This is a genomic window from Microbacterium sp. F1-18, assembly GCF_052921305.1.
On record NZ_JBREVD010000002.1, the window covers coordinates 111,350 to 128,409 of the forward strand.

The following is a 17,060-nucleotide window of genomic DNA, read 5'->3' on the forward strand; positions in this document are numbered from 1 at the left end:
TTAGCGACTAGGATCGCGGGCATGGACCATGTCGACCGGATCTTGGAGCAGTGGGCGAGAGAGAAGCCCGGGCTCGACGTCACCCCGATGGCTGTGATCGGACGGCTCGGACGGGCAGCGGCATCCGTTGATGCCCGCCTCGCCGCGACCTTCGCGAGCCACGGCATCGACGCGGCCACCTTCGACGTCCTCGCCACACTCACCCGACAGGGGGAGCCCTACGAGCTGACGCCGGCCGGGCTCGCGGCCGATGCGATGATCACCTCGAGCGCCGTCGCCCAGCGACTCAACCGCCTCGAGGCGCTGGGGTACGTCAGCCGCCACCCCGATCCGGCTGACGGGCGGGGAAAGATCGTGCGGCTGACCGAGGAGGGCCGGCGTATCGTCGACCGCGTGCTCCCGGACCACCTCGACACCGAGCGGGCGGTGCTCGATCCGCTCTCATCCCGGGAACAGGCTCAGCTGGCCGAGATGCTCTCCCGGCTCGTCGGGGGTGGGTAAGACCTGCGAGTTCGCGGGCGCGGCCGATGGCGCCGGACGCGTGCTGGTTAGACTGGACCCGGAGAGAGGGGACATGCAATGGAGTGGCTGATCCCGGTCATCGTCGTCGTCGCGTTGCTCGCTGTCGTCGGCATCTACCTGTGGGCGACGTACAACTCGCTCGTAGCGCTCAACATCCGCGTCGACGAGGCGTGGAGCGACATCACGGTGCAGCTGAAGCGTCGGGCCGACCTTCTTCCCAACCTCATCGACACGGTTCGCGGATATGCCGCACACGAGAAGGCGGTCTTCGAGAACGTCACCCGCGCCCGCGCCGAGATCCTCTCTGCGAGCGGTCCCGCAGAAGCGGGTGTGGCCGAGGGACACGTCCAGCAGGCACTGAAGTCGCTCTTCGCCGTGGCGGAGGCATATCCCCAACTGCAGGCGAGCCAGAACTTCCTGCAGCTGCAGCAGGCGCTCGTCGACACCGAAGACAAGATCCAGGCGTCGCGCCGCTTCTACAACGGCGGCGTGCGTGAACTGAACACGAAGATCAAGGTGTTCCCCAACAACCTGTTCGCTCGCAGCCTCGGGTTCACCGAGCGCGAGTTTTTCGAGGTCGAGAACGGCGCGGCGATCGCCGAGCCGCCGCGCGTGCAGTTCTGAGCACCCGCTCTGAGACCGCCGCCGACGGTCGGGCGGATACGCGTCGGAGTCCTAGACTGACGGGATGAGCGACGACAAGGTCGGGCGATCGTTCTTCGACGCCCTGCGCACCCGGACCGTTGCCACCGAGACGTCGCCGAGCGTTCCGCGCGGCCTGCGCCTGGCCACGGCATACTCGTGGCGGCTGCTCGTGGTCGCGGCGGCGGCGGGCGTGGCGATCTGGATCATCATCCAGCTGAAACTCCTGGTCATCCCGCTGCTCATCGCGATCCTGCTGGCTGCGCTGCTCTGGCCGGGCCTCCTCTGGATGCTCGAGCACCGCGTGCCGCGCTGGGCGGCGATCGTGCTGAGCGTGCTCGCGACGATCGCCGTCATCTCGGGCCTGCTCTGGCTCGCCATCTGGCAGATCAGCCGGCAGTGGCCGTCGGTCCAGGGGCGGACGGTCGACGCCGTCGGCCAGCTGCGGCAGTACCTCATCGACGGCCCGCTCCACCTCACATCAGCGCAGATCGATGACCTGCTCCAGCAGGGCTGGGGGTTCGTCGAGCAGCAGGCCTCGCTGCTGTGGTCCGGGGCTCTGGCGATCGGATCGACCGTGGGTCATGTCGCGACGGGCGCTCTGCTCGTCCTCTTCATCCTGCTGTGCATCCTCGCCGACGGGGGCCGCATTTGGCGCTGGGTGGTGCGTCTGTTCCCGCGTCAGGCCCGGCCCGCGGTCGACGGTGCGGGCCGGACGGGCTGGCGCACCGTCGTGACCTATGCCCGAACCCAGCTCCTCGTCGCGACGATCGACGCGACCGGCATCGGCCTGGGTGCGCTGTTCCTGGGGGTGCCCCTCGCCGCCCCCATCGCGGTGCTGGTCTTCCTCGGTGCGTTCATCCCCTTCGTCGGAGCCGTCGTCACCGGTGCTCTCGCGGTCTTCCTGGCACTCGTCTACAACGGCCCCTGGATCGCCCTGTGGATGCTCGTGATCGTGCTCGGCGTGCAGCAGCTCGAGGGGCACATCCTGCAGCCACTGCTCATGGGCTCCGCCGTCAAGGTCCACCCGCTCGCCGTCGTCATCGTCGTCGCCGGCGGAGCAATGATCGCAGGCATCCCCGGTGCGTTGTTCGCGGTACCCCTTGCCGCCTTCGTCAACGTCGTCGTGCTCTACATATCGCGACGATCGTGGGAGACAGGGGTCGCGCCGCGGCCCGATGAGATGATCTGGAGCACCGTGCCCCGAGACCGGAGGAAGAACGCATGACCGGACCCACTCCGGCCGATCTCGACGCAGCCGCGGCGGTGCTCGACGGCGTCGTCACCCGCACCCCCATGGAGTATTCCGAGCACCTCTCGGATCTTCTCGGCGTGCCGGTGTATCTGAAGCTCGAGAACCTGCAGCGCACCGGGTCGTTCAAGATCCGCGGCGCGACCTACCGCCTCTCGCGCCTCACCGAGGAGGAGCGCGCCCGCGGCGTCGTCGCGGCCTCGGCGGGCAACCACGCCCAGGGCGTCGCGCTCGCGGCGCAGAAGCTCGGCATCCGGGCGACGATCTTCATGCCGTTGGGTGTGCCCGTGCCCAAACTCCTGGCCACCCGCGGGTACGGCGCCGACGTCGTGCTCGAAGGCGCGACCGTCGAGACGCCGCTGAGGCTCGCGGCGGAGTTCGCCGAACGCACCGGTGCGGTGCTCATCCACCCGTTCGACCACCCCGATGTCATCACGGGCCAAGGAACCCTGGGTCTCGAGCTCGTCGATCAGGTGCCCGACATCGAGACGCTCCTCATCCCGATCGGGGGAGGCGGGCTCATCGCCGGTGTCGCTGCAGCCGTGAAGGGGCGCGCTGCGGCCGAGGGGCGGCGCGTGCGCGTGATCGGCGTGCAGGCGGAGAACGCCGCCGCCTACCCGTCATCGCTCGCCGCGGGGATGCCGCTGGCCGTCGAGACGACCCCGACGATCGCCGACGGCATCGCGGTCGCGCGCCCGGGCGACGCGACGTTCGCCGTCATCCGCGAGCTCGTCGATGAGGTCGTCACCGTCTCGGACGACGACATCGCCCGGGCGCTCCTGGTGCTTCTCGAGCGTGCCAAGCAGGTCGTCGAGCCGGCGGGTGCCGTCGGTGTCGCCGCCATCCTCGCCGGCAAGGTCACGGCATCGGGACCGACGGTCGCCGTCCTCTCGGGCGGGAACATCGACCCGTTGCTGCTCCAGCGCGTCGTGGCGCACGGGCTCGCGGCATCCGGTCGCTACATGACGCTGCAGATCCCCCTGCCCGACCGCCCCGGTCAGCTGGCGAGAGTCTCGGAGCTGCTGTCGGTGGCGGGTGCCAACGTGATCGAGGTGCTGCACACGCGCCATGGGCAGGGACTGCAGATCAGCGAGGTCATCCTTCAGCTGAGCGTCGAGACGCGAGGCGAGGAGCACCGCGCTCAGGTCATCGCGGTCCTCGAGGATGCCGGCTTCGCGCCGACGGTCGTCTCCGATTGACGAGCGCCGGCGCGAAGCGCGCGGGTCACTGTCCCGAGTAGGTCTCGACCTTGACGATCTCGACCGAGATCTCGCGGCCGTTCGGGGCGGTGTACGAGGTCTTCTCGCCCTCCTTGAGGCCGAGGATCGCCTCGCCGAGGGGTGAGGCCTCGCTGTAGACGTCGAGCTCGGAACCAGCCGCGATCTCGCGGCTGCCGAGCAGGAAGACCTCTTCGCCGCCCGCGACGAGCGCCGTGACGACGGTGCCCGAGAGCACCGTGCCGTCGGACTCGGGAGCCTCGCCGACGGTGGCGTCCTTGAGTAGCTGCTGGAGGGTGCGGATACGCGCTTCCTGCTTTCCCTGCTCGTCCTTCGCGGCGTGGTAGCCGCCGTTCTCCTTCAGGTCGCCTTCCTCGCGCGCGGCCTCGATGCGCTTGGCGATCTCCTCGCGCCCCGTCGTCGAGAGGTGTTCGAGCTCCGCGACGAGACGGTCGTAGGCGTCCTGCGTGAGGAAGGTGACGGGAGCGTCGTTCGACATGTGATCTCCTTGCACTGGCGCGGCACACAGCCGCCTATGGCGAACGCCCCGGCATCCGACCGGGGCGCACAAGAAAGACCTAGACTACGGGATCCAGCAAGAGGTCACCAAACCATTCGTCGCGAGGGCGACGGTCGGAATCGTCTCGGTGAACGCCCGAGAGACGCCGTCTGCAGCCGGGTACTCCACGACGCGCCATCCGACCACGCCGTGCTCGGTGTCCTGCGCCTCGAGGGCGCAGGCGAGCGGTTTGTCTCGAGCCCCGCTGACCTGGAACGAGACGACGACGGAGTGTTCGCCGATCACCTGGAATCCGGTCGCGTCGGTGTCGACGGAGTTGATCGCCCCGGTCACGGTAGTCCACGCCACGAGTCCGAGAACACCCGCGCCCAGCACGCTCGCGACGGCGATCAGGATGCGGCGCGAGCGCTTGTCGCGCGTCCGACCGTATCGCTGGTCGAGCTTGAGCTGCGTGGTCATCGTGGCGGTCTCCGAGGCGGTTCTGACGGGATTAGGCTGGTGTTTCCAGGCTAAGCGCTTCTCGCGCAGATCGAGGAACCATGAACTCCCAACTGTGGCTCATATCGGCGGCGACACCGATTCCCGAGATCACGGTCGACCCCACGTCGGTCACCCCCGGACCGTGGGGCTTCGGAGCGATCGTGATCCTGACGATCGCCGTCGTGCTCCTGTTGCTCGACATGCTGCGGCGTGTGCGTCGCGGGCGCTACCGAGCCGAGGTGCGCGAGCAGCTCGACGAGGAGGACGCCGCCGCACGCGGCGAGCGGGACGCCGACACGCGCTGACCGCCCGCCGGGCTGACCGCCCGCCGGGCGCGTCAGCCGGCGTGGTACGCGGGCTCGAGCGCGATGAGCAGGCACGCCGTCCAGTGGCAGAGGAACGCCAGGACCGTGCACACGTGGAAGATCTCGTGGAACCCGAAGTGCCCGGGCCACGGGTTCGGCTTCTTGATCGCGTAGACCACGGCTCCACCGCTGTAGAGCAACCCGCCGACGATCACGAGCACCATCATGGCGGCGTTGGCCTCGAAGAGCGGGACGATGTACATCACCGCACCCCAGCCCAACGCGAGGTAGAGCGCGACGTAGAGCCAGCGCGGCGCGTGTATCCAGAACACACGGAAGAAGATCCCTGCGATCGCACCACCCCACACCAACGACAGCAGCAGCACCGTCTGGTCGGTCGGGAGGGCCAGCACGGCCAGCGGCGTGTAGGTGCCGGCGATCAGCAGAAGGATGTTCGCATGGTCGATGCGTTTGAGGATCGCCTTGGTGCGCGGCTTCCAGTCGAAGCGGTGATAGAGCGCGGAGTTTCCGAACAGCAGCAGCGAGGTCGTCATGAACACGGCGCTCGCCCACTTCGCCGGCGCTCCGTGCGCGAGCACGATCAGGACGATGCCGGCGGCAATCGCCACGGGGAAGGTCGCCGCGTGGATCCAGCCGCGCCAGGTCGGGCGGAGCTCGATCTGCGCGCTCGCGGCGGCGGCGTCCAACAGAGGCAGCTGGGGCATCTCGACGCCCTCATCGGGTGCGGGTCCGGTCACAATGACGAGCGTACGCGCCGCCGTATGCCAGCGTTCACATGAGGTCGGGGAGTAGCGTAGGGGAGTGGCTGCGAACCGCGGACGAGGACCCCTCTATCGACTGTATGCGTCCCGGCTGCGCCGGCACCTGACACCGGAGACGGTTCCACATCACGTCGCGATGATGATCGACGGCAATCGGCGCTGGGCGCGCCAGGCGGGATATCCGACTCCCGCCGAGGGGCACCGTGCCGGCGCGGCGAAGATGCACGAGTTCCTCCGCTGGTGCGACGAGCTCGGCATCCGCGTCGTGTCGCTGTACCTGCTGTCGCACGACAATCTCGCCAAGCGCGACTCGCGCGAGCTCGCCGACCTGCTTGAGATCATCGCAGAGCTCGCCGAGACGCTCTCGAACGAGCCGGGTTGGCGCGTCCAGCACGTCGGCCGGGCCGCTCAGCTCCCGGATGACCTCGCGCGGGTCCTCGCGAAGGCGGAGGCGCACACGCGGGACAACACCGGGCTCCACGTCAACCTGGCAGTCGGCTACGGCGGGCGCGGCGAGATCGTGGATGCCGTGCGGAGCATCATCACGAGCCACCACGAGCGGGGTGGGTCGATGGAAGAGCTCGCGGAGAGCCTGACCCCGGAGCAGATCGGCGAGCACCTCTACACCGGCGGACAGGCCGATCCCGACCTCGTCATCCGGACCTCGGGCGAGCAGCGGCTGAGCGACTTCCTGCTCTGGCAGTCCGCGCACAGCGAGTTCTACTTCGTCGAGGCGCTCGGACCCGACCTGCGCGAAGTGGACTTCCTGCGCGCGATCCGCGACTTCGCGACGCGCGATCGTCGTTTCGGCGGCTGACGCCGACGCCCGCAACGCAGAGTTCACCGTCTCGAAACGTTCGTGGGCGTGTCGGTTTCTCCCGCTGCCGGTCACCCGCCGTACTGTCGTCGCAACGGGCACGGCGCCCGTTCGAGTCGGCCTTCTCACGACTCGTGACCCACGGTCGACTCGTGTTAATCGGGTGAGACACCCGAGGCGGGGAGTGGGTTGTGGCCGCACGAGCAACAGAGCAGCAGCGTCGCGTCATCCACCACGGAGGTGACGACCTCGATCAGGAGCTGCGCACCTACGTTCTGGACACATCGGTGCTGCTGAGTGATCCGCGAGCGTTGTTCCGCTTCGCCGAGCACTCGGTCGTCGTCCCCGTCGTGGTCGTCACCGAACTCGAAGCCAAGCGGCACGATCCCGAGATCGGCTACTTCGCGCGCCAGGCGCTGCGACACCTCGACGACCTGCGGGTCGAGCACGGTCGGCTCGACTTCCCGGTTCCCGTCGGTGAGGGCGGCACGCTGCGCGTCGAGCTGACGAACACCGATCCGTCGGTGTTGCCGGCCGGGATGCGCCTCGGCGACAACGACACGCGCATCCTCGCCGTCGCGATGCACCTCGCCCACGAAGGGCAGCCGGTCACGGTGGTGTCGAAGGACCTTCCGATGCGTGTCAAAGCTGCCTCGCTCGGCATCAGTGCCGAGGAGTATCTGGCCGAGCAGGCCGTGGACTCGGGATGGACCGGCATCGCGGGCATCGATCTCTCGGGCGACGAGATGAGCGACCTGTACGAGAGCGAGGTCGCCACGAGCGACCAGGTGCGCGGGGTGCCCGTGAACACCGGGCTCGTGATCCACTCGGAGCGGGGGTCGGCCCTCGGGCGGGTGACCGGTCCCGGGTCGTTCCGGCTCGTGCGCGGTGATCGCGACGTCTTCGGGCTGCACGGACGCTCCGCCGAGCAGCGGATCGCGATCGACCTGCTCCTCGATCCGGATGTCGGCATCGTGTCGCTGGGAGGCCGGGCCGGAACCGGCAAGTCGGCACTCGCGCTGTGCGCGGCGCTGGAGTCGGTGCTCGAACGGCAGCAGCAGCGCAAGATCATCGTGTTCCGTCCGCTCTTCGCCGTCGGTGGCCAGGAGCTCGGGTACCTCCCCGGCGATGCCCAGGAGAAGATGAACCCCTGGGGTCAAGCCATCTTCGACACGCTGGGTTCGGTCGTCTCCGGCAACGTCGTGGAGGAGATCATCGCCCGCGGGCTGCTCGAGGTGCTGCCGCTGACCCACATCCGCGGACGTTCGCTGCACGACGCGTTCGTCATCGTCGACGAGGCGCAGTCGCTCGAGCGCAACGTCCTGCTGACGGTGCTCAGCCGGATCGGGCAGAACTCGCGTGTCGTGCTCACACACGACGTCGGCCAGCGCGACAACCTCCGGGTCGGGCGTCACGACGGCATCGCATCGGTGATCGAGACGCTCAAGGGCCATGACCTGTTCGGACACGTGACGCTCACGCGCTCGGAGCGTTCGGCTATCGCGGCGCTCGTCACCGACCTGTTGGAAGCCGGCGAGCTCAGCTGAGGAACGGGACGCGCCGGCTCCGTTCCGCAGAGTGCGGAGCCGGCCTCAGTCCCAGCGGTACCCCTCGCCCCGGACCGTGACGATGCGGGATGCGCCGACCTTGCCCCGCAGATAGCGCACGTACACGTCGACGACGTTGGAGCCGGGGTCGAAGTCGAGCTCCCACACCCGGCTCAGCAACGTCTCACGGCTGAGGACCTCGCCGGCGTGGCGGAGGAATTGCTCCGCGAGGGCGAACTCGCGTGCCGACAGGTCGATGTCGCGGCCGTCGACCGTGGCGCGCCGGGTCAGCATGTCGAGGCTCACTCCGTCGCGCGTGATGACGGTGGCCGGCCCCGGAGTCTCGCGCAGGCGCGACCGCACCCGGGCGAGGAGCTCGGCCACGACGAACGGCTTGGGCACGTAGTCGCTCGCGCCGGCATCCAGGCCCTCGACGGTGTCGTTCGTGCCGCTGCGCGCCGTCAGCATGATCACGGGGACGGCCGAACCCGACGCGCGGATGCGGCGCAGGACGTCGAAGCCGTCGATGCCCGGCAGCCCGACGTCGAGGATGACCAGGTCGATCTCCTCGGTGTCGAGCAGCTCGAGCGCCGTCTCACCGTCCTCGGCGACGACGGGCTCGAGGTTCTCGGTGCGCAAGGCGCGCTCGAGGAGGGCGATGATGTGGGGTTCGTCATCGACGAGCAGGATGCGGGTCATCCGATCTCCTTGCGCTGGAGCACGACTTCCCCGGCCCGCACCGGCGCCGGCAGGCGCAGGGTCGAGCGGAGCGGGATCGTGATGGTGAAGGTGGCGCCGCCGCCGGGTGTCTCGGTGACGGTGCAGGAGCCGCCGTGGCCTTTGGCGATGGCGTCGACGATCGCGAGGCCCAGTCCGGACCCGCCCGCCGAACGACGCCGACCGCCCCGGTCGAAGCGGCGGAAGATGCGGTGTCGGGCAGCCGGCGGGATGCCGGGGCCGTGGTCGCGGACCCAGAGGTGGAAGGCCCCCGCGTAGACACCGCTGCCGAGCTCGATCGCGGTGCCGGCGGGGGTGTGTTTCGCGGCGTTGTCGGCGAGCTGCAGCCAGGCCTGCAGCAGACGGTCCGCGTCGCCGTGGATGATGCCGCGCTGTGTCGACTCCACCGCCCATTCGTGTCCCGGGATCACGGTGACCAGGTCGACGACCCGCTGGGTGAGGCTCTCGATGTCGACCTCGTCCATCGTGAAGCGTTCGCCCTCCACGGAGGCGAGGAGATCGATGTCGCCGATGAGTCGCGTCATCCGGTCGAGCTCGCCGATCGCGATCTCACGCACGGCGTCGACGTCGGCCGGGTCGCTCGCGTCGACGAGCTCGAGGTGCCCGCGCACGATCGCGATCGGCGTTTTCAGTTCGTGGCGGACGTCGTCGAGCAGCCGACGCTGGGATTCGACCGCGGCGTCGAAGGCATCCTGCGCAGCCGCCTCGCGGGGCGGTGTCGCCAACAGGGGCCACCCGACGAGCCCCACGGTGAGAAGGGTCGCGAGCCCGACGAGGGCGAAGACCAGCACCGCCGCCCACGGGAGGCGCGCCCCGACGAGGAGGAAGACCAGCAGCGAGCCGATCGCGGCGACGACGAAGCCGGCGCACACGATCACCAGGACGATCCCCAGGATGCGTGCGCGCCGGGCTTCCGACCGCGACGGGTTCACCCTCCGATTATCAACCAGGGTGAGTCATCGAGAGCAGGTCGAGCTTGTCGTCGAGCTGCGCTTCGGTCAGCTCGCCCCGCTCGACGTAGCCCAGGTCGATCACCGCTTCGCGGACGGTGATGCCCTTCGCGACGGAGTGCTTGGCGATCTTCGCGGCGGCCTCGTACCCGATGAGCTTGTTGAGCGGGGTGACGATCGACGGCGACATCCCGGCGAACGCCGCTGCGCGCTCGACGTTCGCCTGCAGGCCGGCCACCGTCTTGTCCGCGAGCACACGCACGGCGTTCGAGAGCAGGCGGATCGACTCGAGCAGGGCGGTTCCCATGACGGGGATCGCGACGTTGAGCTCGAACGAGCCCGAAGCGCCGGCCCAGGCGACCGTCGCGTCGTTGCCGATGACCCGCGCCGACACCATCAGGACGGCCTCGGGGACGACCGGGTTGACCTTGCCGGGCATGATCGAGGAGCCGGGCTGGAGGTCGGGGATGTGCAGCTCGCCGAGGCCGGTGTTCGGGCCCGAGCCCATCCAGCGGATGTCGTTGTTGATCTTCGTCAGCGACACGGCGATGGTGCGAAGGGCCCCCGACGCCTCGACGAGACCGTCACGGTTGGCCTGAGCCTCGAAGTGGTCCTTCGCCTCGGTGATCGGCAGCTCGGTCTCGGCCGCGAGCAGCTCGATGACCTTCTGCGGGAAGCCGAGAGGCGTGTTGATCCCCGTCCCGACGGCGGTGCCGCCGAGGGGCACTTCGCCGACGCGGGGCAGCACGGCTTGGACGCGCTCGATGCCGAGACGCATCTGGCGTGCGTATCCGCCGAACTCCTGCCCGAGGGTGACCGGCGTCGCGTCCATGAGGTGTGTCCGACCGGACTTCACGACATCCTTCCACTCCTCCGCCTTGGTCTCGAAGGCGACCGCCAGGTGATCGAGCGAGGGGATGAGGTCGTCGATGAGCGCCTGGGTCACGGCGATGTGCACCGACGTCGGGAAGACGTCGTTGGACGACTGCGAGGCGTTGACGTGATCGTTCGGGTGCACCGTGCTGCCGAGCGCACGAGTCGCGAGGGTGGCGAGCACCTCGTTCATGTTCATGTTCGACGACGTACCCGAGCCGGTCTGGTACGTGTCGACGGGGAAGTGGGCGTCGTGGCGGCCGGTGACGACCTCATCGGCGGCGGCGGCGATCGCGTCGGCGATGGCGGGGTCGAGCGTCCCGAGCTCTTTGTTGGCGAGCGCGGCGGCCTTCTTGATCCGCGCGAGCGCGGCGATCTGGCTCGACTCGAGTCCGGAGCCCGAAATCGGGAAGTTCTCGACCGCGCGCTGGGTCTGCGCGGCGTAGAGGGCGTCCTTGGGGACGCGGACCTCTCCCATGGTGTCGTGCTCGATGCGGTACTCGATGTCGGTCACGTCGTTGTTCCTCTCTCGGTGGGGATGTCGTCAGGATGCGGCGTCGTCGTGGACGTCGCCGAGGATGATGGAGGGTTCTGCGGCGCCCTCGCCGAGCCGGTAGTTCGCGCCGACGATCGCCAGCCGGCCCTCGGCGACGGCGGTGCTGATGAGCTCGGATGCGTGAAGCAGCTGCCCGACCGTGTCGCGCAGGTGCTCGCGTCCGACGACCTCGGCGTCGACGTTCTCGGGGGTGATGCCGGAGTCGGCCCCGGCCCGCAGCACGCGGCGGACGGCGGGCACGATGGGAGAGATCTGCCGCCAGATGAGCGGCGGCAGCGGGGGAGCGTCCACCCCGGTGCTCTCGATCGCGGCGCGCACGGCGCCGCACGCGTCGTGCGCGAGGACGACGATGAGCGGGACGTTCAGGACCGCGACCGCGTACTCGAGGCTGCCGACGACGGAGTCGGAGATCACCTGGCCGGCGTTTCGGATCACGAAAAGGTCGCCGAGGCCTTCATCGAAGATGATCTCCGCGGCCAGGCGCGAGTCGGAGCAGCCGAACAGCGCGGCGCGCGGGGTCTGCGAGCCGGCGATCTCGTGGCGGCGCTCGACGTCCTGACGGGGGTGGCGCGGGGTGCCTTCGACGAAACGGATGTTGCCCGCCCGCATCTCATCCCAGGCTTCCTGGGGAGTGGGGGATGCCGGAGCGGCCGCGGTCGACGTCATGGTGTCTCCTCCTGCAGTTCGACGATCTGTGTCGCGAGGCCGCGCGCGGCGGTGCGCACGGTCTCGGCGTCGATGGCCCCGCCGCCGTAGACGAGGATCGTGTCGGCTCCCGCCTGGGTCGTCAGGGCGTAGGAGATGTTCCCGGCTCGAGCGGGGTCGGGGATCTCGAAGACTTCCCACGCCACCCCGTCGATGGTCTCGGTCGACGTGGTTCGTGAGCCGCTGATCTGACGTGATGCCCAACCGGCGTCGGCGTCGAATGCCTGCTGCACGTTGACGTATCCGCTCGCGGGGGCGTAGACGATCTCCCAGGTCTGGACGTCGTCTCCGGCGAGCTCGGCCTTGTTCACGCGCCACGTCTCGGGAACCGTCGGCGCGACGAGCTGCCGGCCGATGCCCGAGCCGACGTCGCTCGCGACCGCCACGACGTCGATGCCGGGTTGCTCGGGCACCGAGCCGCGAGGCACGGCGAAGACGATGACGGCCACCACGGCGACCGTGACGATGAGTGCGGCCAGCAGGTTGCGGACGTTCTGGCTCGATCGGTAGACCTGCGACGACGCCGCCTTGCGCGCCGCGGTCTCGTCGGGGGTCTCGGGGCGCCCGAGCTCGGCGACGACGCGGGGGCCCTTGGCCATCACGCGTCGTCCGCGCGCGTCGCGCGCGCTTCGTCGAGCCGGCGCTTGGCACCCAGCAGCCATTCCTCGCATCGTGCGGCGAGCTGTTCGCCCCGCGTCCAGAGGGCGAGCGACTGCTCGAGAGTCGGCGCCCCCTGCTCGAGCTCGGCAACCACACGGACGAGCTCGTCGCGCGCCTGTTCGAAGCTGAGGGTCTCGACGTCGGCGGAGAGCCCTTCGGCCGGCGGAGTCATGTCAGCCATTCTAGGACGGGTCCGTCGGTGCGCCCGCCGCGTCCGCGGGCGCGGCGCCGTCGTCGATGGCGCCCTCGGATCGCGCCGCGAAGGCGCCGCGACCGACGGTGACGGTCACGCGCGAGCCCGCCGGCGCCTGGGCCGCCTCACGGACGATGACGCCGGCGTCGAGATGTGCGATCGCGTAGCCGCGATCGAGCGTCGCGCCCGGCGACAGCGCGCGGAGAGTCGCGCGGAGCCGAGCGACCTCGTGCCCCGCGCTGTCCATGCGACGCGTCACGATGTCGCGTCCGCGGGCCGTGAGGATGTGCAGCTCGTGAGCGCGGGTCGTCATGAGCGACTCGGGGTTGCGCAGCACGGGCCGCGATCGAAGCTGTTCGAGCTGCGCGAGATCGTGCGCGACCCGCTGCGTCAATCGGGTCCGGGCGCGGCTGCGCAGCTGCTCCACGAGCGCGCGCTGTTCCACGACGTCGGGCACGACGCGCTTGGCGGCATCGGTCGGCGTCGACGCGCGCAGGTCGGCGACGTCGTCGAGCAGTGGGTGGTCGTTCTCGTGGCCGATGGCCGAGACGACGGGCGTCGTGGCCGCCGCCACGGCGCGGAGCAGCCGCTCGTCGCTGAAGCCCAGGAGAGTCTGCGGGTCGCCTCCGCCGCGGGCGATGATGATGACGTCGACCTCGGGGTCGGCGTCGAGGGTGCGCAGCGCCGCGATCGTCTCGGGCACGCATCGATCGCCCTGCACGGCCGCGTGCACCGTGCGGAAGGCGACGTGGGGCCACCGCAACTCGGCGTTGCGGTGCACGTCGCGCTCGGCGTCGCTGCGCTCGCCCGTGATCAGACCGATGGTGTGGGGGAGGAAGGGCAGAGCCTTCTTGCGGGACGGATCGAAGAGCCCCTCCGCTCGCAGCTGGGAGCGGAGCCGCTCGAGCTGGACGAGCTGGTCGCCGAGTCCCGTCGGGCGCATGGCCGAGACCGTGAAGGAGAAGTCGCCCGACTTCACGAAGTAGTCGCTCTTCACACAGGCGACGACGCGGTCACCGACCTGCGGGTTCGAGCCGAGGCGTTGCAGGGTGCTCGACCAGAGGCGGAACGACAGCGCGGCATCCGCTTCGGCATCCTTCAGACGGCCGAACACATGCCCGCCTCGCAGGTTCCACGAGGTGATCTCGCCCTCGACCCACACCGCGTTCCACCGCTGCACGAAGTCGCGGATGGTCTCGTTGAGTCGCGAGATCGACGTCGGCGTCTGCGGCGAGGAGTCGCGGGGGTGGACGGCATCCGGCGGCGGCGCCTGATCGGACGCGGTCTCGAACGACGGCATAGGGCTCCTCACGGCCGGTTCCGAGCGGCCGGCAGGATGCGCCTCGTAGAATCGAGGAGTGAGCACTCCCGCCGTCCGGCTGCCCGTTCCCCGCGTGCCGGGGCGTCACGGCCGTCTCCAGGATATCCCTGTGGGCGCCGCCAAGCGGGTGCTGCTGGCAGCGCCGCGCGGATACTGCGCCGGGGTCGACCGTGCCGTCGTCGCCGTCGAGAAGGCGCTCGAGCGTTTCGGCGCTCCCGTCTACGTGCGCAAGCAGATCGTGCACAACATCCACGTCGTTCGTGAGCTGGAGGAACGGGGCGCCGTCTTCGTCGACGAGGTCGACGTCGTTCCCGAGGGCGCGCACGTCGTCTTCAGCGCGCACGGCGTGTCGCCCGCGGTCGTGTCCGCAGCGTCGGACCGGGGCCTGCAGGCGATCGATGCGACGTGCCCGCTCGTGACGAAGGTCCACCGCGAGGCCGTGCGGTTCGCGCGCGATGATCGCGAGATCCTGCTCATCGGACACGAAGGACACGAAGAGGTCGAGGGCACCGCAGGCGAGGCGCCCGAGCACATCACGGTCGTCACGTCTCCCGAGCACGCCGACACCGTCGAGGTCCGCGATCCTTCGCGGGTGGTGTGGCTGTCGCAGACGACGCTCTCGGTCGACGAGACGATGGAGACCGTGCGTCGCCTGCGCGCCCGGTTCCCGGAGCTCCAGGATCCGCCGTCGGACGACATCTGCTACGCGACCCAGAACCGTCAGGTCGCGATCAAGAAGATCGCCGCCGAGACCGACCTCGTCATCGTCGTGGGGTCGGCGAACTCGTCCAACAGCGTGCGGCTCGTCGAGGTCGCGCTCGAGTATGGCGCGCGCGCTGCTCACCGCATCGACTACGCCGACGAGATCCGCCAGGAGTGGCTCGAGGGCGTACGCACCGTCGGGGTCACGAGCGGCGCGTCGGTGCCCGAGGTGCTCGTGCAGCAGGTGCTCGCGAGCCTGGCAGACGCGGGCTATGCCGACGTCGACGAGATCCGCACGGCGGAGGAGGACCTCATGTTCTCGCTGCCGAAGGAACTGCGCACCGACGCCGCGGGCAAACAAGATGCCCGCGCGCGCGGCGGACGGGGTCGATGATGGACGACCAGGAACGCCCTCGCCCGCAGTACGGCGAATACGCCACCCCCGAGGAGCAGCGCGCCCGGATCGCGGCACTCGGCGGAGAGGCGCCGCACCCCGATGTCGTCGAGACGGCGCAGGTGCCGGCGGGCTCAGCGGCATCCCATCACCACGACTCCGCGCCACAGCGGCTCGCGTCCCCGCGCCCGACCACGTCGGCTGCGCGTCCGTCGCGACTCGCCGACCGCGTCATCACGGTCGCTCTCCTCGCCTACGGGCTGGTCACGGTGCTGGGCGCGATCCCGCAGCTCGTCGACTTCGCCGGATTCGCGCAGACGTGGATGGATATGGCGGGTATCGACGCGACGCTCGCCGACCCCGCCGGTGGACGCGCCTGGGGCGTCACCGCCGCCGTGGTCTACGGCGCCGGATGGCTGCTGACCGCGGTGCTGTCGTGGTGGTCGTTGTCGCTGCGCCGTCTGTCGTGGTGGATCCCGCTGGTCGGCGCCATCGTCACCTTCGTGATCGTGAGCCTGCTGCTGGCGGCGCCGCTGCTGTCGGACCCCGGTGTTCTCGACGGGCTGACCACGATCCGCTGATCCGGGCCAGGACGAACGACGACGCCCCGCGGACTGATCCGCGGGGCGTCGTCGTTCGCGTGCTGGTGGTCAGCTCTGGGACTTGCCGAACGAGCCGAGCTGCTTGGTCGCCTCGACGACGCGAGCAGCCATCGCGGATTCGGCCTTCTTGCCCCACGCGCGCGGGTCGTAAGCCTTCTTGTTGCCGACCTCGCCGTCGACCTTCAGGACGCCGTCGTAGTTCTGGAACATGAATCCGGCGACCGAACGCGTGAAGGCGTACTGGGTGTCGGTGTCGATGTTCATCTTCACGACGCCGTTCGCGACGGCGAGGGCGATCTCTTCGTCGGTCGAGCCGCTGCCGCCGTGGAAGACGAGGTCGAGCGGCTTCTCGCCCGTGCCGAACTTCGAGGCGATGCCGGCCTGGATCTCGCCGAGCAGCTCGGGCTTGAGCTTGACGTTGCCCGGCTTGTAGACGCCGTGGACGTTGCCGAATGTGAGCGCGGCGATCCAGCGGCCCTGGTCGCCGAGACCGAGGGCGTCGACGACCTGCGACACGTCACCGGTCGTGGTGTAGAGGGCGTCGTTGGAGCCTTCGTGCTGGACACCGTCTTCTTCGCCGCCGACGACGCCGATCTCGACCTCGAGGATGGCGCGGATCGCCTTGATCCGGGGCAGCAGCTCCTTCGCGATCTCGATGTTCTCTGCGAGCGGCACGGCCGAGCCGTCCCACATGTGCGACTGGAAGATCGGCTGGCCGCCGTCGGCTACCGCCTCTTCCGATGCCGAGATGAGCGGCAGCAGGAAGTCATCGAGCGCGGGCTTCGGGCAGTGGTCGGTGTGGAGCGCGACCGTGATGGGGTAGTTCTTGGCGACCTCGTGCGCGAACTTCGCGAAGGCGAGCGCGCCGGTCGCGCGACCCTTGACGGTGTGTCCGGCGAAGTAGTCGGCGCCACCGGTCGTGACCTGGATGATGCCGTCGGAACCGGCCTCGGTCAGGCCCTGGAGGACGGCGTTGATGGACTGCGAGCTGGCAGCGTTGATGGCGGGGTAGGCGAAACCACCGGCCTTCGCGCGATCCAGCATCTCTGCGTACTGTTCGGGGGTAGCGATGGGCATGAGAGCTCCTCAAATCGGCGGTGTTACCGAGCCCACTTTATCGAAGGCCGCTGCCGCCGTCCGCGGGGCGGCCGGAGAAACGACGCCGCTTGTTGCCACGGGTTCGCGGCGCGGCCGGATGTACGGAATCGTTAAGAATCCCTATTCCTTCGTGGGCGCGCGGCCGAAAGCGGCGGATCCTCGCGCCTGCCCGCACCTATGCTGT

The 17,060-nt window shown here is 69.4% G+C and carries 20 protein-coding genes; 9 read left to right on the forward strand and 11 right to left on the reverse strand.

Annotated features, from left to right (window positions below; all coding sequences use genetic code 11):
- Positions 1 to 21 precede the first annotated feature (21 nt).
- The 4 genes from ACU6RU_RS04705 to ilvA all read left to right on the forward strand — a co-directional run bounded on the left by ACU6RU_RS04705 (position 22) and on the right by ilvA (position 3,615).
- The gene (locus ACU6RU_RS04705; RefSeq protein ID WP_120262438.1) at positions 22 to 501 is read left to right on the forward strand and encodes a MarR family winged helix-turn-helix transcriptional regulator; all 480 of its coding nucleotides are present in this window, start codon (positions 22 to 24) and stop codon (positions 499 to 501) included.
- A 78-nt stretch (positions 502 to 579) separates the two neighbouring features.
- Entirely contained in the window at positions 580 to 1,146 is a 567-nt protein-coding gene (locus tag ACU6RU_RS04710) for a LemA family protein (RefSeq protein WP_446726031.1), read from the forward strand.
- A gap of 64 nt (positions 1,147 to 1,210) precedes the next feature.
- Positions 1,211 to 2,392 (forward strand): AI-2E family transporter, encoded by a 1,182-nt coding sequence (locus ACU6RU_RS04715; protein WP_446726032.1) that lies wholly within the window; start codon positions 1,211 to 1,213, stop codon positions 2,390 to 2,392.
- Positions 2,389 to 3,615, forward strand: a complete 1,227-nt coding sequence (gene ilvA / locus ACU6RU_RS04720; protein ID WP_446726033.1) for a threonine ammonia-lyase — start codon at positions 2,389 to 2,391, stop codon at positions 3,613 to 3,615. The genes ACU6RU_RS04715 and ilvA overlap by 4 nt, the downstream gene beginning before the upstream one ends.
- 25 nt (positions 3,616 to 3,640) lie before the next feature.
- Here ilvA and greA read toward each other — a convergent pair whose 3' ends face one another.
- Positions 3,641 to 4,132, reverse strand: coding sequence for a transcription elongation factor GreA (greA, locus tag ACU6RU_RS04725; RefSeq protein ID WP_120262442.1), 492 nt, complete (start codon positions 4,130 to 4,132; stop codon positions 3,641 to 3,643).
- Between the two features lie 84 nt (positions 4,133 to 4,216).
- Positions 4,217 to 4,612, reverse strand: a complete 396-nt coding sequence (locus tag ACU6RU_RS04730; RefSeq protein WP_446726034.1) for a DUF4307 domain-containing protein — start codon at positions 4,610 to 4,612, stop codon at positions 4,217 to 4,219.
- Positions 4,613 to 4,692: 80 nt separating this feature from the next.
- On the opposite strand from ACU6RU_RS04730, the gene ACU6RU_RS04735 reads away from it, so the two are divergent.
- Positions 4,693 to 4,938 carry a hypothetical protein gene (locus tag ACU6RU_RS04735; protein WP_120262444.1) on the forward strand — a complete coding sequence of 82 codons (246 nt, stop codon included), beginning with the start codon at positions 4,693 to 4,695 and terminating at the stop codon, positions 4,936 to 4,938.
- 32 nt (positions 4,939 to 4,970) lie between these two features.
- Here ACU6RU_RS04735 and trhA read toward each other — a convergent pair whose 3' ends face one another.
- Entirely contained in the window at positions 4,971 to 5,663 is a 693-nt protein-coding gene (gene trhA, locus ACU6RU_RS04740) for a PAQR family membrane homeostasis protein TrhA (protein ID WP_120264280.1), read from the reverse strand.
- Positions 5,664 to 5,760: 97 nt separating this feature from the next.
- Here trhA and ACU6RU_RS04745 point away from each other — a divergent pair, with 97 nt between their 5' ends.
- Both ACU6RU_RS04745 and ACU6RU_RS04750 read left to right on the forward strand, forming a co-directional pair.
- Positions 5,761 to 6,537, forward strand: coding sequence for an isoprenyl transferase (locus tag ACU6RU_RS04745; protein ID WP_120262445.1), 777 nt, complete (start codon positions 5,761 to 5,763; stop codon positions 6,535 to 6,537).
- Between the two features lie 191 nt (positions 6,538 to 6,728).
- Positions 6,729 to 8,084: a PhoH family protein gene (locus tag ACU6RU_RS04750; protein ID WP_446726035.1), complete on the forward strand. Its 1,356-nt coding sequence runs from the start codon at positions 6,729 to 6,731 to the stop codon at positions 8,082 to 8,084.
- Between the two features lie 45 nt (positions 8,085 to 8,129).
- Here ACU6RU_RS04750 and ACU6RU_RS04755 read toward each other — a convergent pair whose 3' ends face one another.
- From ACU6RU_RS04755 to xseA, 7 genes are read right to left on the reverse strand one after another with little or no spacing between them, the layout of a single operon-like run.
- Positions 8,130 to 8,783: a response regulator transcription factor gene (locus ACU6RU_RS04755; protein WP_120262446.1), complete on the reverse strand. Its 654-nt coding sequence runs from the start codon at positions 8,781 to 8,783 to the stop codon at positions 8,130 to 8,132.
- The gene (locus ACU6RU_RS04760) at positions 8,780 to 9,754 is read right to left on the reverse strand and encodes a sensor histidine kinase (protein WP_259455158.1); all 975 of its coding nucleotides are present in this window, start codon (positions 9,752 to 9,754) and stop codon (positions 8,780 to 8,782) included. Before ACU6RU_RS04760 ends, ACU6RU_RS04755 begins: the two co-directional genes overlap by 4 nt.
- Before the next feature lie 10 nt (positions 9,755 to 9,764).
- Positions 9,765 to 11,159, reverse strand: coding sequence for a class II fumarate hydratase (locus ACU6RU_RS04765; RefSeq protein WP_120262447.1), 1,395 nt, complete (start codon positions 11,157 to 11,159; stop codon positions 9,765 to 9,767).
- 30 nt (positions 11,160 to 11,189) lie between these two features.
- Positions 11,190 to 11,867, reverse strand: coding sequence for a carbonic anhydrase (locus tag ACU6RU_RS04770; protein WP_120262448.1), 678 nt, complete (start codon positions 11,865 to 11,867; stop codon positions 11,190 to 11,192).
- Positions 11,864 to 12,505 carry a DUF4245 family protein gene (locus tag ACU6RU_RS04775; RefSeq protein ID WP_446726036.1) on the reverse strand — a complete coding sequence of 214 codons (642 nt, stop codon included), beginning with the start codon at positions 12,503 to 12,505 and terminating at the stop codon, positions 11,864 to 11,866. The genes ACU6RU_RS04770 and ACU6RU_RS04775 overlap by 4 nt, the downstream gene beginning before the upstream one ends.
- Positions 12,505 to 12,738: an exodeoxyribonuclease VII small subunit gene (locus ACU6RU_RS04780; protein ID WP_023950420.1), complete on the reverse strand. Its 234-nt coding sequence runs from the start codon at positions 12,736 to 12,738 to the stop codon at positions 12,505 to 12,507. The genes ACU6RU_RS04775 and ACU6RU_RS04780 overlap by 1 nt, the downstream gene beginning before the upstream one ends.
- Positions 12,739 to 12,748: 10 nt before the next feature.
- Positions 12,749 to 14,059, reverse strand: a complete 1,311-nt coding sequence (gene xseA, locus ACU6RU_RS04785; protein WP_120262450.1) for an exodeoxyribonuclease VII large subunit — start codon at positions 14,057 to 14,059, stop codon at positions 12,749 to 12,751.
- A gap of 58 nt (positions 14,060 to 14,117) precedes the next feature.
- Here xseA and ACU6RU_RS04790 point away from each other — a divergent pair, with 58 nt between their 5' ends.
- Together ACU6RU_RS04790 and ACU6RU_RS04795 are read left to right on the forward strand one after the other, a co-directional pair.
- Complete coding sequence (locus tag ACU6RU_RS04790) at positions 14,118 to 15,176, forward strand: 4-hydroxy-3-methylbut-2-enyl diphosphate reductase (RefSeq protein WP_183045257.1); 1,059 nt, start codon at positions 14,118 to 14,120, stop codon at positions 15,174 to 15,176.
- Complete coding sequence (locus ACU6RU_RS04795) at positions 15,173 to 15,757, forward strand: DUF6264 family protein (RefSeq protein WP_289329655.1); 585 nt, start codon at positions 15,173 to 15,175, stop codon at positions 15,755 to 15,757. The genes ACU6RU_RS04790 and ACU6RU_RS04795 overlap by 4 nt, the downstream gene beginning before the upstream one ends.
- A gap of 69 nt (positions 15,758 to 15,826) precedes the next feature.
- Here the strand turns inward: ACU6RU_RS04795 and fbaA are convergent, their stop codons facing one another.
- On the reverse strand, positions 15,827 to 16,855 hold the full coding sequence (gene fbaA / locus ACU6RU_RS04800; protein ID WP_289329654.1) for a class II fructose-bisphosphate aldolase: 1,029 nt from the start codon (positions 16,853 to 16,855) through the stop codon (positions 15,827 to 15,829).
- Positions 16,856 to 17,060 lie beyond the last annotated feature (205 nt).